This window comes from Pseudomonas sp. TH39(2020) (assembly GCF_016650715.1).
In the GTDB taxonomy this organism is placed as follows: domain Bacteria; phylum Pseudomonadota; class Gammaproteobacteria; order Pseudomonadales; family Pseudomonadaceae; genus Aquipseudomonas; species Aquipseudomonas mandelii_C.
The window spans coordinates 158,959-174,355 of the sequence record NZ_JAEKFF010000002.1 but is presented as its reverse complement, the minus strand read 5'-3'; the positions used below and the strand labels follow the sequence as shown (position 1 = coordinate 174,355).

Genomic DNA, 15,397 nt, shown 5'->3' with positions numbered 1-15,397 from the left:
TCCCGCGCATTACCCACAAAAGACCTGATGACAGCAGAACCGACTATCCTTTCGGACAGTGAACGCTGCACTCTTGGCAAAAAGGGACGCCATGCCAGACTATGATCGCGCCATCGGCTCCAGACCCGGCATCACAGGCGGTGATCGAACCTGTCTGATCAGGCCCGGGCTACGCTGGATGGCTTCAATTACGGTTTTCTGTCTTTTCACGGCAACTCCCGGATTCGGCCAGAACCTGCCAACCGCAGCGGGTGTCGAAAACCCCACGGTTACGGTGATTCAAGCGCAGGAAATCGTTTCCAGGGCCACCCTCGAAGCCGTTCGCTGGAGCGGCCCTGAATCCGGCCCGCAAGCCCTGCGGGGCAAGAGCATCGCCTTTGTCGCAGAAGATTTGCGTAACGGAGGAATTGTCGGTGTCGCCCAGGGCGCTCGCGAGGCTGCCAAGGCGATGGGCTGGACGCTGAAGATATTCGATGGCGCTGGATCATCGGCCGGGCGCGCGAAGGCCTTTTCCGATGCCCTGGCAGCGAAACCCGACGGCCTCATTCTGTGCGGCTCTGATGCCCTTGAGAACAAGGCGGCGCTGACGCTCTTCGCCAAAAGGGATGTGCCGGTGGTTGGCTGGCACGCCGGGGCACGACCCGGGCCGATTGACGGCACGCCGGTGGCCATGAACGTTACGACCGACCCGCTCGAAGTGGCTCGCCTCACGGCCATGGCGGCAGTGGCACAGTCGAACGGACACGCCGGCGTAGTCATCCTGACCGACTCCAAGTACAGCATCGCCATGGCGAAAGCCAAGGCCATGGAAAACGTCATTCGGGCCTGTCAGGAATGTACGTTGCTGGAAGTGCGCGATGTCGCGATCTCCGAAAGTGGCGAGAAGATGCCGGCGATCACCAAGGAGCTGCTTCAGCGCTATGGCAAGCGCTGGACCCACACGCTGGCCATCAACGATATCTATTTCGACTACTCGATTGCCTCGTTGACCAACGCCGCAATACCCAGCGACGGCATCAGTCTGTTGTCTGCCGGTGACGGCAGCGCTTCGGCTTTCTTGCGCATACAGGCAAAAACCTACCAGACCGTCACCGTGGCCGAGCCGCTCAACCTGCATGGCTGGCAAGTGATGGATGAATTGAACCGGCTGTTTGCAGGTCAGCCGGTGAGCGGCTTCGTAGCGCCGATCCACCTGGTCAATGCCGACAATATCGCCTTCGACGGCGGAAAGAAATTCCAGTACGACCCTGACAATGGCTATCGAGATATCTATCGCCACCAATGGAACCCCTGAATTTGGACGTTATTTCCCGGCTCGGACGCCAGCTATTGCCGCAATCGCTACGCGCACAGTTCACTCTGGCGTTTCTGACGCTGGCGCTGCTGATCCTGGCGAGTGGTACAACGGCGGTCTACGCCTTGCGCACGTCAAACAACGCCACCCGCCAGCTGACGGATGAACGACTGGTCCGCATGCAAAATGGGCAAGACATGCTGCAGCGTACCTTGCTGATCGAACGCCAGACCGATCAGCTTCTGACAACCCGCTCCCCCGACACCTTGCGTTCAAGCTATGCGGCGACCGTCGAACAGCTTGAAGCCCTTGATCAACTGGTGCAGCAGCTGACTGCCGCGAACAGTGGCGTGGCGATACTCGACATGCATCAGTCGAGTCAGATGTTCCGCAATACCGCCAACATCGTTGCGCAGCTGCGAGAAAGCCTGCTGCAAACCGAGGTCACCTTCGAGCAAACCATGGAGGATCACACCGCCCGGTTAACCGCGACTCAGGCCCGGGCCAGCCTGGAACTGGCGGTGTTACTTTTCGATCTGCCGCAGGCTGTTGACAGTGATGCCGTGCAACGGCTGCGGGTCCGATATGAGCGCCTGTCACGCACCGCAGGCAAGTTACCCGACGCTGATGTGGAGACGCCCGATCTCTTCTCCCTGCGCCTGAAGCTCATCAATCAGCACAACGTCATACAGCGCTTCAATGAGGAACTGAAGAATGAGGCCGGGGTTCTGGTTGCGGTGGCCCGCGAGCAATCCAGTGCTTACACCGAAGACTATCGCGAAGCCCTGCAGCGCCTGGTCGATGCCTCAAATCGTAGCCAGCAATGGGTGCTGATCATGTTGGGCGCCAGCCTGGTGTTCGCCTGGTTCGTGACCCGGGTCTTCATGGGCCGTCATGTGCTCGTGCGTCTGAATGAAATAAGCCGGCAATTGCGTCAGGAACACACTGACAAAACGCATTTGATGATGGCGGAACATGGGAAGGACGAGATCGGCAACATGGCTCGCGCGGTGAATCAATTCCTCAAAGACCGACTTCAGCTGGAAAAAAGAACGGTCCAATTGAGTATCGCCACAGAGCGGCTCGCCCTGCAAAACAGCCGATTAGAGCAAGAAGCCGTCATCCGTGCCGAACAACGTCATGTCCTGGAGCTGATCGCCAGAAGCACCGAGCTTGCAGAAGTCCTCGACAGCCTGGCTCACCTGGTGGAGTCCCAGCTGGAGGGGATGATGGTGTCCATCCTGCTGCTGGATGAGGATGGCAAGCACCTGCTGCACGGGGCTGCCCCCAGTTTGCCGAAAGAATATAACCAGCTCATTGACGGGATTGCGATCGGTCCGAACGTCGGTTCATGTGGCACCGCGGTGTATCGACGAGAACCGGTCATCGTCACGGATATCGAGCTGGATCCACTGTGGGAGGAGTACCGTGCAGCCGCTGCGCCCTATGGATTTCGCGCCTGCTGGTCGACGCCGATTCTGTCCCATGAGCGAAAGGTATTGGGTACGTTTGCCTTGTATTCCAACACCGTACGCCGCCCCAGCTCGACCGAGACGCGACTGATCGACATGGCGACACCGCTTGCCGGCATCGCGATAGAACGCCAACTTACCGAAAAGCGCATTCGCTATATGGGCGACCATGACGCACTGACCGGGCTGCCGAATCGCACACTGCTCGAAGACCGTCTCAAGCAGGCAATACTTTATGCTCAGCGCTACGACCGCCTGGTGACGGTGGTGTTTCTCGATCTGGACAAATTCAAACTGGTGAATGACAGCCTTGGGCACAGTGCTGGAGACGAACTGCTGAAAACCGTCGCCCAGCGCATGCTGGAGTGTGTACGCCGCACCGACACCGTCGTGCGACTGGGTGGCGACGAGTTTGTGATCATCCTGTTCGACCAGCCCTCAGACCTCGACGGCGTTACGCCAGCCCTGCACAAAATCCAGGAAGCCATCCTGCGGCCGATTCAGCTCAGCGGACATACACTCCACGTCACCTGCAGCATGGGGTTGGCCACCTACCCTGCCGACGGCAGCGATACCGACACGTTGCTCAGCAACGCGGACGCCGCCATGTACCGGGCCAAGGAGCTGGGTCGCAACAGTTACCAGTTCTATACGAGCGAGATGAATAACAAGGTTCAGGGCAAGCTCGCCATGCAAGACGGGCTTCGAAACGCACTCAACCATGACGAGTTCCTGCTGCTGTACCAGCCACAGGTGGATTTGCAGTCAGGTCAGATTATCGGCGTAGAAGCGCTGATCCGCTGGCAGCACCCCGAGCTCGGCATGGTGTCTCCAATCAAATTCATTCCGCAGGCCGAAGAGACCGGGTTGATCGTGCCCATCGGCGACTGGGTGATTCATGCCGCGTGCAGACAGAACAAGGACTGGCAGGATGCGGGCTGGCCGCCGATTACCATGTCGGTGAATATTTCAGCACGCCAGTTCATTGAAAGGGACCTGATCGACCGGGTGAGGCATGCCTTGCAAGAAACCGGACTGGACCCGATGTACCTTGAGCTGGAACTGACCGAAAGTCTGATCATGCAAGACCTTCAGCAAGCCATCAGCAAAATGAAGGAACTGCAATCCATGGGGATCAGTCTCTCGATCGACGACTTCGGCACCGGCTACTCCAGCCTCGCAGCATTGAAAAGCTTCCCGATCGCGAGACTCAAGATCGACCAGTCTTTCGTGCGCGATCTGCCCGACAACGAGAACGACAAAGCCATCGCCACCGCGGTGATTTCGTTGGGGCACAAACTGAACCTCAAGGTGATTGCCGAAGGTGTCGAAACCGAAGAGCAGCAAACCTTCCTGCGTGAAAACGGCTGCGATGAAATTCAGGGGCACTTTTTCAGCAAAGCGGTCAGCGCAGAGGAAATCAGTCTGTTACTGCGTACGCCCCGGTTGCCTCAACCGAGCCGCATTGCGAGCCCTGACTCGGTAAGGCGAAAACGCGATGAAAAACGCCCAAGCAGTCCAATGCCCGGGCATTAATGACTCAGCGCACGGTAAAACGCTGCTGTGTCAGAAGCCGATCGCCCTGGAACACCTTGAAAGCCCGGCCGTGTTGATGTCGGGCCTGCGCTTACGCTCGCCTGACAAAATCGACCGAGATCTCCACCGCCGCAATCGTGCCTCTGTTCTCAAGCCAGTGCGTGGTGTTCCTGTCCTCGGGCCAGCCCACTCCCGGAAGTAGAGAGCCTAAAAGGAGTGATCAGTCGAGAGGCGACAAAGGGTTGTGGATTCAACCGGTTGAATCCACAGTCAAAAGCTGCCATTCACTTAAGTAAATCGTAGCGATTTAGCACCACAAAACTTCCAGGCTTTGATTTGCGTAATTCGGTGGCGCCGTCCCGAACTCGCGGAGCGCGAGTTCGGGGTCTTCCAAATCGCCACGGATAGCGACGACCTTCAGACAGGCGCAGAGATAAAGCAGAGCCCCTCTTGTGGAGAGTGCACCGACAGCAAGGAGCTTGGTAAAGCGCCTCGATTAGGCATGGCTACTAACGCCGTGGAACGCGTAGCGTCCGCCCGCTGTAAAGAGCCCCCATGACAGGTTCAGCAATGGGCGCTGGAAAAACTACTGAATCAATTCTTAGTGGAAATGCTCTGGGTCAGGTCGATTAGTACCGATAGGTTGCCTGCACTGAAACTCCATTCGCACTATTGTCGTAATTAGCACTGTATTCCGGTTGAACACCGGAATTGTTCGATTGCTTTATCGAGACTTTGGAATCCCAGAGATAACCGTAAGCAAAGTCTATCGTCAGATCGGAATTCGGCGAATAAGCACCGCCCAAGGTCACGGCTTGGCGATTCCCAACCGGAATGCGCACGCTGCGATCGGCATTTCTAATGGGCGAAGGATCATAGGCGTAGCCTGCGCGCAGCAGCCATTCTTGGTTCAATTGATAGGAGGCGCCAACTGCGGTGCTCCAGGTGTCACGCCAGTTCATTTCTTCGATCACATCTCCTAGGCCAGCCGCCTGGCCCACGGGGGAAAGACCGCTGTTGACTGCCTCGACCTTCTGGATCCGGCTCCAACGTTTCCAGGTAGTTCCCAGGTAACCTGTCCAGCGACTGTTGAAATGATGTGTGATGGACGTGTCCACGGATTCGGGCATCGTGAGGTCTATCTTGTTGTCATACTTTCCGTCCAGCGGAATAACGCTCGGGGAGCCGGAAACTTCAGTATGCCCTTCGAGTTCATAGTCCACCTTCGAGTGATAGTTAACCCCCCAACTGGTAGCCTCAGTAAAGTCAACCAGGATGCCGACGTTGTAGCCAAGTGCGGTGTCATCGCCTTTGATGGTGACCAGTGTGTCCTCGCCGTTGTTAAGGGCGCCGGTGGCCAGGTAATTCTGAAGTTTTGCATTAAAACGGTTTATGGTCGGTCCGCCACCAATGGACACGTAATCATTGATCCGATAGGCAATGGTGGGCTGCAGGGTTATTTCCTTGGTCGTGCTATAGGAGCCATGGTAGCGACCCTGAAATGAGCTCTCGTAATCATTGATCAGACCACTCGGAGCATAGAGACCCAGGCCAATCGAAAAACGATCATCAAGTGGCGTCGACATATAAGCGAAGGGCACAACCCCCAGCGGTACCGAGTCCCCTTTATTCGTTCCTGAGGCACTGCTCTGCGCATCACTGATGTCATCGCTCACCGAGACGACCGCAGCTCCGCCGGAAATCTCAGTACGTTTCAGTTTGGTCAAACCTGCAGGATTTCCAAAGATAGTGCTGGCGTCCAGCGCAGAAGACGACCTCCCCGCATAAGCAGTTCCCGCACTGCTTGCACTTTGCTCGTTCAAGGCAATGCCATTGGCGCCCGCGCTTGTGGAAGCGCTGAGTATTGCCGCGGCACCAGCAAATTTGATCCAGGAAGACACTTCTCGCACAGCTGAGTGACACGGGGTTGCACGGTTGCTCAGTTTCATTTCCCACCCTCGTATTGTTGTTATTGATTGGTTCGCAGGCAAGGCTTCGCCTTCCGGTGCACTTGGCAGTGCCGGTTGGAATTGATCGAGTTGTAAACAGGCCCTGGCTGACGACAACCAGGGCCGAGGTGCCGAACTTACGAAGTCAGGATCATTTGAACCACTCCACTTGAAAGCTATAGCGACCAAGAAGGAGGGCCAGGGCCTCTTGATCTCGTCCGGCCCGGATGCACGCGACTAACCCACGTTGTTCGTGTTGAATCACCTCGACCGCAATGTCCTTCAGACACATGCGTTCCACTTCCTGCCAAACTACTCGGGTCACCTCGCGCTGCTGCAAGGCGGGCTTGAAGATTTTGCCAACCGCCGTCAATGGCAGTGCTTCGAGGATTTCGATCCGCTTGGGAATGGCCGCCCGCTCACTGATGTGTCGCTGAGCAAACTGCTCAAGTTCTTCGACGGTACAGTCGTGATCTGGTCGCAGTTGCACGTAGGCGACCGGCACTTCACCCGAATAGGCGTCCGGGCTGCCGATGGCAGCCGCCAACGCCACCGCTGGGTGGGCCTGTAAAGCCTCCTCGATTTGTTTTGGATCGATATTGTGACCGCCGCGGATGATCAGTTCCTTTTTGCGCCCGGTCAGCCAGAAATAGCCATTTTCATCCTGGCGCCCCAGATCGCCCGTATTCAGCCAACGCTGACCATTGATCTCAATCCACAGGCCCCGGTTATGGCTATCTTCAACGTAACCCTCGAACAGGTTCGGACCCGTGATGGCCATCAGGCCAATTTCATCGATGTCGGCGTCGCGCAGATAAACTCCAGCGTCATCGAGCATGACTGCGCGCATGTCCTGGTAAGCAATTCGTATACCGATAGAGCCGATATAGCGCTCGCCATGGGGCGGATTAACCGAGGAGACGCACGCGCCTTCCGTGAGTCCATAGCCTTCGAGGATCTTTACCCCGGTCCGGCCTTCGAACTCCCGGAAAAGCTCGACCGGCATCGGCGCGGCACCACACATGGCATAACGAAGACTGGACAGGTCGCGGCCTTCCAGCTCGTTTTGCAACAGTGCGGAATAGACGGTTGGAACGCCGGAAAAGAAGTTGATGCCGAAGTGCTCAACCATCTCCCAGAAGCGTGTGATCACACCCTCACCGCGATAACCGTGCGGTGTGCCGAGGATGACATGATCCCCTTGGGTCCAAGGCATCAGGCCTGTCACCAGCTGTGCATTTACGTGGAACAGCGGTAATCCACAAAAAATGACCTGGCGACTCCCCTGTGGTTGCATGTGCGTAGCCATGGCCCATGCATTGAAGACCTCCGCCCCATGGGTTCGCATTGCTATCTTGGGTAGCCCGGTGGTACCGCCGGTGCAGAAGTAAGAGGAACGATCCTCAGGGCGGAATTGCCGGTCGCTTTTCAGGTGCGTGCCTGGTTGAGCATCCATCAGCGTCCGTAATTCGTGAATCGTGGCCCCCCTGTGCAACTCATGTTCTTTCTCTGCCAGGGATTCAAGCGATTCACGCTGAGCTACATCAACATAGGGGCCCATGCCAACCCAAATGACGTGCTTGATCTCGGGAAGTTGATCCAGCTGCGAGGCCAGCTTAGGCCAAATGTCACTGCCCGGCGTCGGTGCGAGCGTTACCACCACGCTGGCCTTGGCGGCCCGTAGCAAGGCAGCCATCTGTTTGGCCTCTTGCAGCGGATTGATCGCCATGACGACACCGGCCGCTTCCCCCCCCCAGATGGTGAAGTGGGTTTCCGGCAGGTTGGGCAGGATGAAGGCCAGCACTTCACCCGGGGTAATGCCCAGGTCGTGGAAGGCATTCGCCGCGCGAGTGATATCGTCGACGAGTTCGGCATAGCTCCAGTGGTGGGTGTTCCTGAAGCTGGCAGCGTCGGCGAAGAAACTCAGTGCCGGCGCGTTGGGGCTGAGCTTGGCTGTCCGTGTCAGCGCTTCATAGGTACTGGAAGCCAAGCCACGCTCCGCCAACGGTACCTGCTCGATATTTTCAATGTCGTTCAGAGATCGCACCATCATTGTCAGGCTTCCTCTACGACTCGGTTGCGTTGCACGCCCAGGTCGATCACACCATCGGCGCTACGAATGCGCGCTTCGACCACGTCACCGGCCTTGAGGTACTGCGTCCGGCCCTCTTGCGCCTTGAGGAAAAGCTTCCACTTGGTGGCTTCTGGCATCAGGGCCGCAATGCGCTGTTTTGCGGGCGAAGGGATCGTTAGAGCGCAGCCGGCAGGCGTACCGGTGGCGATCAGGTCTCCAGCGTCGAGATCTTGCAAGGCGCAGAGTTCGATAAGGGTTTCAGCGGGGCCGTAAACCAGGTTGGCCGTGCTGTCCTCCTGTCGCACCTGACCGTTGACCGTCAGCTTCAGCTGCAGTGCCTTGAGGTAATGCATGTCCTTGGCATCCAGAAGGCAGAGGTACGGGCCAACAGGGCCGAACGTGCGGTAGCTCTTGCCCTTGTAGAACTGCATCTGGGGAATCTGAATGTCACGAGCCGAGTAGTCGTTGACAATGACGACGCCTGCAATGAACTCGTGCAGATTGGCGTCAGTGACAGCAATAGCGCCGGTGATCGAGCGCTTCATCACAAGCCCCAGTTCGATCTCGTAGTCAAGGAAGCACACGTGGCGCGGCTTGATCAAGTCGCTGTCAGCCGCCACCAGGCAACTGGTCGCCTTGGTGAAGATCATGTTGAATTTCTTCGCATCCGGGTCCATGCCTGACTCGATCATGTGCTGACGGTAGTTGGCACCTTGGCAGACGAACTGCTGGTTACGGGTCACCGGCGACAGCAGTTTTACTTCGCCCTCCGCAAGCTCAGAGCCTTTCATTTGAGCGAGGTCGTCGATTCTGTTCTGGCGAATGAAGTCACCGGTGGTTTCAAAAACACCGGGGATGACCGTGATACGGCCTTGGCGAAGCACGCCCCAGTGGATACCGTTCTCAAATTCAAAGCGGACTACGTGTACAGCAGACATTGAAGGTACTCCTGGAGCGGCGTTTGTCCCGCGTTCGGTGGCGCGAGAACTGTGGTGTTGTTCTGAAACGGGGCTGGCAACGTTGTAGACCCACGCGCCGCCAGCAATCAAAGCGGCGGCTTCAAGCACGTCTCGCCGGCCAAACAGGGTTGAGTTGTCCGACATGGCGGCAGCTCTACCCGAACATCCGCATAAGTGTTATCAGCTTGCGAATCGTCAGGTCCGGGCTGCGTCGCAGGTTGCGGATCAGCAGAAGCACATTGGTCAGGTTCATCTTGGGTTTGGTAAAACTCTTGGGCATTCGCTGCCCCCACTGCGCCATTGCCTCGGGACTCACCGGATGAATGCCTGTAGGCCGAGTGGCGGTGAAAATATCCCCGTCGCAGTAATGCTCGTGCTTGTCGCCCCATGGGTCTTGCCAGTAATCGAAAATCTGACTGCCCAGAATGTGCCGGCCGATGCCCCATGAGTGCTCCCAACCGCGCTCGCGCAAGACGCGCTGCCCCATACCGACGGCGTCTGCATCGACGACTTCATAGGCGCTATGGCTGTAGGTGGCCATGAACCCTTGCGCAATCGCGAGCGTATGGTGATCTGCCGGCCTGTCACCGAGATCAAGGCGCATGAAAGCGACGATGGGGGTGCCGTCGGGGAGTACCTGCACATCGCTGGGAATAAACCCGAAATGCTGGGTGTACCAGGCACAGGTCGCCTGATAGTCAGCCACTTCAATGACGATGTGGCCAAGCTTGAGGACCTCAGGGGGAGCGATCGGCGGGCGCTGCGTGGCGTTGATTCGGGGTTGCTCGTGCGCCAGATTCCAGTTGAGAGGAGCTCTATGTGCCAGCGCCTTGCCTGGTGTCTGGTCGCAGACGGCTTCCACAATGAAACCGGAAGGATCCGTCAGTCTGACGTAATACCCTTTACCAGGATGTTCCGATTTCTCGACCGATGAGGCACCCGGGATTCGAGTGAGCTTTTCCAGATCTTCCAGGGACTGCACGGCAAGTCCGAACCCGATAAAACGTGCATGTTCGGCCCGTTGGACACGGTAACAATATGCAGTGGCGTCGGTGGCCCGCATATAGAGCGTATCGGCCTCCTGCCGATTTACCGTCAGACCGAAGTCAGTCAGGAAACGCGCCGCCTCATTCAAGTCCGGCCGTTGGAAAATCAGGTGAGTCAGATCCTGGGCCTTTACCGTCGGCTGCGGATGCCGCGCGGGGTGTGGTGTCGCCAACCGGTGCAATTCGTTTTTGTTGTTCATTGTTCTTGTTTTCCGGGTTTTTAGAGCAAAGCTGTCCCGAACCCCTGAAAACTCAGGGGTTTATTCAGTCAAATCAATTACGAGCTCAGTCGAGAGATGGAAGTGCCGGCAACTCTTGGGTCGCCAACGCACGAGCCTCCTCTGACGGCACACCCAATGCCCGCAGTACCAGTTCGGCGGTATCAGAGCCCGACTCGCGCCAAGTTCGGTGCCCCTCCAGTACCAGGAAAATCGAGCCAAGCACGCTGCTCGATATCAACGTCAGTACCGAGAGCAATTGCTCCTGCGCAAACGTGTAGCGCCCAGTGGTAAGCCCGCTCAGAAGATCCTGCGTCGCTTGGCTGCTGAACATTTCGCGCAACGCCGAATTGCTCATGGCGAATTTATGGATGAACGCGCCCCACTGGGAGTCTTCGTGCGCTCGGCGAATGAAGAATCGAATGCCATTGGCCAAGCGATGAGCGGGATCCGAGAGGGAATTGAAGCTCTTGTTGACGCGCTCATGCATCTCCCTCGCGAGATGGCTGGCGACCGCCTCGAACAGGCTTTCCATGCTGTCGATGTTGCTATAGACCGTTCCGCGCGCCACGCCTGCCTCTTGTGCGAGGTCCAGGATGTTCACTTGTGAGGTGCCTCTCTCGGCAAACAGGCGAAAGGCAGCTTGATGGATGCGGCGCTGTGTTGGATTCAGGGATTCCACGGTTCTCTCTCCAGGATTACCTTATGGAGCGATTGAACACTCGTGTTCATTCTGCGTCAACCATATTTTTAAGCATGTTGGATTTTTTGTCTGAAAAACCGGCGCACAACCTAATAATTTGGATGCCATAATCGATGTCGCCGGATCAATAACAGCCCTGCACATTGACATAATTGAACACGAGTGTTCAATTATGTCATGACTCAGGTTCGTCTTCTCGGCAAGCACCTGGCTCTGCCCATCGATGAAAACCAGGACACAACATGACCGGCTCAAATCTCTTCAAACCGCTTCGATTACCCAACGGTACGGTGATTCCGAACCGAATCGCCAAGGCTGCCATGGAGGAGAACCTTGCCAATGAGGAACACGCTCCTGGCGAAGCGCTGGTTAAGCTCTACCAGCGTTGGGCGGAGGGTGGTGCCGGTCTGATCATCACTGGCAACGTCATGGTCGACCGTCACGCCTTGACCGGACCCGCTGGCGTAGTGCTTGAGGATGATCGGAATCTGCGCAATTTCCGGTTATGGGCCGAAGCTTGCCGCAGTCGCGGGGCCCAAGCCTGGATGCAGATTAATCATCCCGGACGTCAGCTACTGGCTTCAATGGGACAGCCGGCAAGAGGCCCCTCCGCCATTGCGGTCGATATCCCCGGACTTTCAAAAGCTTTTGTGCCGCCCAGAGCTTTGGATGAACAGGAGATCGAGGAACTGATTGAGCGCTATACCCACGCGGCGGTGCTGGCTGAGCGCGCCGGATTTACGGGTGTGGAGATTCATGCGGCGCATGGCTATCTGTTCAGCCAATTCCTGTCGCCCTTGACCAATCGGCGTGACGACCGCTGGGGCGGCAGCCTGGAAAATCGTGCGCAAATTCTCCTGCAAACCATCGACGCAATACGTCAGCGAGTGGCACCGATCTTTTGCGTCGCCGTAAAGCTCAACTCCGCGGACTTTCAGCGTGGCGGGTTCGATGCCGCGGATGCGGCTCGCGTAGTGGAAATGCTTAACGCCAAGGCGGTCGACCTGGTCGAGTTGTCGGGTGGCAGCTATGAAAGCCCAGCCATGCAGGGACAGACCCGCGATGGCAGCAGCCTGGCTCGAGAAGCCTACTTTCTCGAGTTCGCAGAAAAAATAGGAGGAATAGCACGCATGCCGCTGATGGTCACCGGCGGCGTGCGTAGAAAGGAGGTCGCGGAGCGAGTGGTGAGCGGCTCGGTGTCGATGGTCGGACTTGCCACTGCTTTAGCAATCGAGCCAACTCTGCCGAAACAGTGGATGGCAGGTCGGGACATCAAAGTGGAGCCCATCGTCGTCCGCTGGAAGAACAAAGCGCTGGCGTCGCTTGCAGTGGCATCGGTGGTCAAGAAGCAGCTCGGCTTGTTGAGTCAAGGGAAACGGACAAAACCCGGGACGTCGCCACTCATGGCATTGATCGGCAATCAACTGAAGGCTCGTCGCCAGGCGAAGAGCTATCGGCAATGGATTGATCAAGCCAGGTAGAGGATCAGGCCGGTAGCGGCTTGCCCGCGATTTTCCTGGCTCTGGCAGGTGTGACGCCCAGAGCCAGGAGAATCATTTCGGCGACCCGCAGATCGTGCTCCGCTATTGCACGCCCTTCGACGACGGAGCGCATTGCTCCCGTTGTGCACGACAGGACGATGTCCAGGGCGACCCCTTCGTCCCCATAAGCAAAAGTGCCCGCACGCAGCCCCTCACGCAGATCGCCCAGTACATGGTCAGCCAGACGCGAGCGCATTGCCTGGTCGAAATGGATAATGCGCAGCAGCGCATTCGCCCACTGGTGATCGGCCGCGGCCCGGCACACAAACATGCGCACGCCGATCGAAAGCCGCTGTGCGCCGCAGTGCACGTCCCTGCTCATGGCGGAAATGGCATCGGAGAACTCGGCGGCCATGGCGATGCCAACCGCCTCCAGCACTTCGTCGCGAGTTCGAAAATAGTTGTAGATGGTGCCATTGGATACTGCGGCTTCCGCAGCCACCTCAAGCAGTGCAATCTCCCCCACTTCCTTGCGTGCGATAAGGCGCAATGCCGCGTCCACCAGGCCGCGACGGGTGCGCTCACGCTTCTTGTGACCTCTCGTGAGAGGTTCTGGCGCATCAGCTTCTAAAGGAAGTGTGGGGGAATGCATGATCAAGCTCGTAATCTAATGGGCTCGTTGATGGTAATGGAAACGCTGTCCAGAGTGGCGCCTTCGCTAGCCAGCAGGTTCCTGCAGTCTCGAAGAAGGCTGCCGGCCTCTGAGCCAGGGGCGTGATGCATGATGATACGGTCGGGGCGAACCGCGACGAGCGTTCCCTTGGCAGCCAGCGGCAGGATCTCATGGTTCATGTCTTCGATGAAGTCACAGCTGCCACCGGAACGTTGACCGCGTGCTCTGATCTCTAAAAAGTGGCCGCCCATTTTTTCCCAGGAAACGATCTGATCAGGGGTTAGCAGTGACAACGGGTCCACACCGAATCCAACCAGGGTCAGGCTATCTCCAAGCGCATCGTCGCTCAGTTTGATCTGCTTTTGCAGGTTGCGGGTCCAGGCCTGGGGAAACAGGCTGCCACGTACCAGTTTGTCGCCCCGCCGATGCTGCACGAACAGGCCGTGTTTGAAGGTGTTCTTCGGCTTGATGTCCAACTGTTCGAAGTACCTCCTGGTCGTGGGTGTCAACGCCAGCGTGCGCATCAGACCGTGGACAAAGAAAGCGGCGATCTTGTTCTTGGGCATCACCAGGCGGCCCATGAGTTTCGCCAGATTGATCATTGCCCGGGCATGGGGGCGGCGCTCTACGTCATAGGTATCGAGTATCGCAGGCGTGGCATGGCCGCGAAGGACCCAGGCCAGTTTCCAGGCAAGGTTGGAGCCATCTCGAAGTCCCGCAACGAGGCCTTGCCCGACAAAAGGAGGTGTAATGTGCGCTGCGTCGCCGGCGAGAAAGACACGCCCCTTGCTGAATCTGTTGCAGCACCGCGCGTGGAATCGATACACCGCCTTGCGCTCGATTTCCAGCTCCTGCGGGTTGATCCATGGCGCGATCAGCCGGGCTATGCTTTCCGGGCTTTCCAGCTCTTCCCGGGACTCGCCGGGTTGCAGCATGAACTCCCAACGTTCCCTGCCGCCGGGTGCCGGCATGTGCGGCGTCGGGCGGCGCGGATTACAGAGAAACTCAACGTGATCAATCGCTGACTTATGCCGGTTCTTGACATCGACAATCAGCCAATCCTCCGCGTAGGTCTGCCCTTCGAATTCCTGGCCAATCAGCCCTCTGACCCTGGAGCTAGCGCCATCCGCTCCAATCAGGTACTGGGCGCGAACGGAATGCGACTGCCCATTCTCATCCCGTACGGTAGCGAAGACGCAATCTGACACTTCAACCAGGCTCTCCAGCTCGAAGCCACCCAGGCTGGTGACGGTTTTTAGCCGGGAAACCTGGCCGCGCATCGCGTGCTCGAGGTCGGGTTGATAGAACGTCACGAGTTTCGGATGGCCGTCGACGCACCCCTCGGTATTGGCTCGACCGAACTGCCCGAGTACCGGGGAGTGCATCTTCACTTCAGGGATAACGATCTTCTCGAAAGCGTCTTCCGACAAACCGGCCTGTTGCAGGATGCGCAGCGCCTCGTTGTCCAGAGCAATGGCACGCGGCATCAGTACGACGTCATGGACCTTGTCCAGTACCAGGGTCGTGACCCCATAGCGGCCCAGAAGCGCAGCGATGGTCGCACCTACCGGACCATAACCGATAACCAGCACGTCGACGGCGGCGGGAGGCAATTCGCAAACTTTCTTGTTGTTGTTCATCTCGGGCCCTTGTTGTGATTGAAGTCGTGAGACGCGAGGTCTCATCGTCAGGCAAGGTCAAGGTATTCAATATTGAGAGATATTTCAATATTGATGTTTTTGTCATTAATTTTTGGGATCATGCTCAAGCCGCGATAGGGCCAAGGGGCGAGCCGAATTGCGCGGCGTGAACCGAGTTTGCGCGTGTGCCAGTTTCCGACCGGCGACGCTTGGCTTCAGCGCCGATCAGCGTTGTCATTGGAGTAATGGCTCAAGACTGCCGAGGCTGGAGAGCCGTTGATTCAAATGGCTGGTCGACTGGGAAGTCGGGCACACCGGTTTTCAGCATCGAACCCCCTGTGAAGCTTCGCGG

The 15,397-nt window shown here is 57.6% G+C and carries 10 protein-coding genes and 1 pseudogene; 3 read left to right on the top strand and 8 right to left on the bottom strand.

Annotated elements, in window-relative coordinates:
* The first annotated feature begins 274 nt into the window (after nucleotides 1–274).
* Nucleotides 275–1,294: a substrate-binding domain-containing protein gene (locus JFU47_RS00800; RefSeq protein WP_201180526.1), complete on the top strand. Its 1,020-nt coding sequence runs from the start codon at nucleotides 275–277 to the stop codon at nucleotides 1,292–1,294.
* Nucleotides 1,282–4,302 carry an EAL domain-containing protein gene (locus tag JFU47_RS00795; protein ID WP_201180214.1) on the top strand — a complete coding sequence of 1,007 codons (3,021 nt, stop codon included), beginning with the start codon at nucleotides 1,282–1,284 and terminating at the stop codon, nucleotides 4,300–4,302. Before JFU47_RS00800 ends, JFU47_RS00795 begins: the two co-directional genes overlap by 13 nt.
* A 91-nt stretch (nucleotides 4,303–4,393) precedes the next feature.
* Here JFU47_RS00795 and JFU47_RS32940 read toward each other — a convergent pair.
* The 6 genes and pseudogenes from JFU47_RS32940 to JFU47_RS00770 all read right to left on the bottom strand — a co-directional run.
* A pseudogene (locus tag JFU47_RS32940) lies at nucleotides 4,394–4,498 on the bottom strand (cupin); the annotation flags it as partial.
* A gap of 433 nt (nucleotides 4,499–4,931) precedes the next feature.
* Entirely contained in the window at nucleotides 4,932–6,251 is a 1,320-nt protein-coding gene (locus JFU47_RS00790; RefSeq protein ID WP_201180213.1) for an OmpP1/FadL family transporter, read from the bottom strand.
* A 151-nt stretch (nucleotides 6,252–6,402) separates the two neighbouring features.
* Nucleotides 6,403–8,304: an acyl-CoA synthetase gene (locus JFU47_RS00785; RefSeq protein WP_201180212.1), complete on the bottom strand. Its 1,902-nt coding sequence runs from the start codon at nucleotides 8,302–8,304 to the stop codon at nucleotides 6,403–6,405.
* A gap of 2 nt (nucleotides 8,305–8,306) precedes the next feature.
* On the bottom strand, nucleotides 8,307–9,263 hold the full coding sequence (locus JFU47_RS00780) for a fumarylacetoacetate hydrolase family protein (protein ID WP_201180524.1): 957 nt from the start codon (nucleotides 9,261–9,263) through the stop codon (nucleotides 8,307–8,309).
* 175 nt (nucleotides 9,264–9,438) lie between these two features.
* Complete coding sequence (locus tag JFU47_RS00775) at nucleotides 9,439–10,530, bottom strand: VOC family protein (protein WP_201180211.1); 1,092 nt, start codon at nucleotides 10,528–10,530, stop codon at nucleotides 9,439–9,441.
* An 85-nt stretch (nucleotides 10,531–10,615) separates the two neighbouring features.
* Nucleotides 10,616–11,230, bottom strand: coding sequence for a TetR/AcrR family transcriptional regulator (locus JFU47_RS00770; protein WP_140677999.1), 615 nt, complete (start codon nucleotides 11,228–11,230; stop codon nucleotides 10,616–10,618).
* A 263-nt stretch (nucleotides 11,231–11,493) separates the two neighbouring features.
* Here JFU47_RS00770 and JFU47_RS00765 point away from each other — a divergent pair, with 263 nt between their 5' ends.
* Nucleotides 11,494–12,732, top strand: a complete 1,239-nt coding sequence (locus JFU47_RS00765) for an NADH:flavin oxidoreductase/NADH oxidase family protein (RefSeq protein ID WP_201180210.1) — start codon at nucleotides 11,494–11,496, stop codon at nucleotides 12,730–12,732.
* Nucleotides 12,733–12,736: 4 nt separating this feature from the next.
* Here JFU47_RS00765 and JFU47_RS00760 read toward each other — a convergent pair whose 3' ends face one another.
* Together JFU47_RS00760 and mhpA are read right to left on the bottom strand one after the other, a co-directional pair.
* Nucleotides 12,737–13,384 carry a TetR/AcrR family transcriptional regulator gene (locus tag JFU47_RS00760; protein ID WP_201180209.1) on the bottom strand — a complete coding sequence of 216 codons (648 nt, stop codon included), beginning with the start codon at nucleotides 13,382–13,384 and terminating at the stop codon, nucleotides 12,737–12,739.
* Between the two features lie 2 nt (nucleotides 13,385–13,386).
* Complete coding sequence (gene mhpA / locus JFU47_RS00755; RefSeq protein ID WP_201180208.1) at nucleotides 13,387–15,045, bottom strand: bifunctional 3-(3-hydroxy-phenyl)propionate/3-hydroxycinnamic acid hydroxylase MhpA; 1,659 nt, start codon at nucleotides 15,043–15,045, stop codon at nucleotides 13,387–13,389.
* Nucleotides 15,046–15,397: the final 352 nt, after the last annotated feature.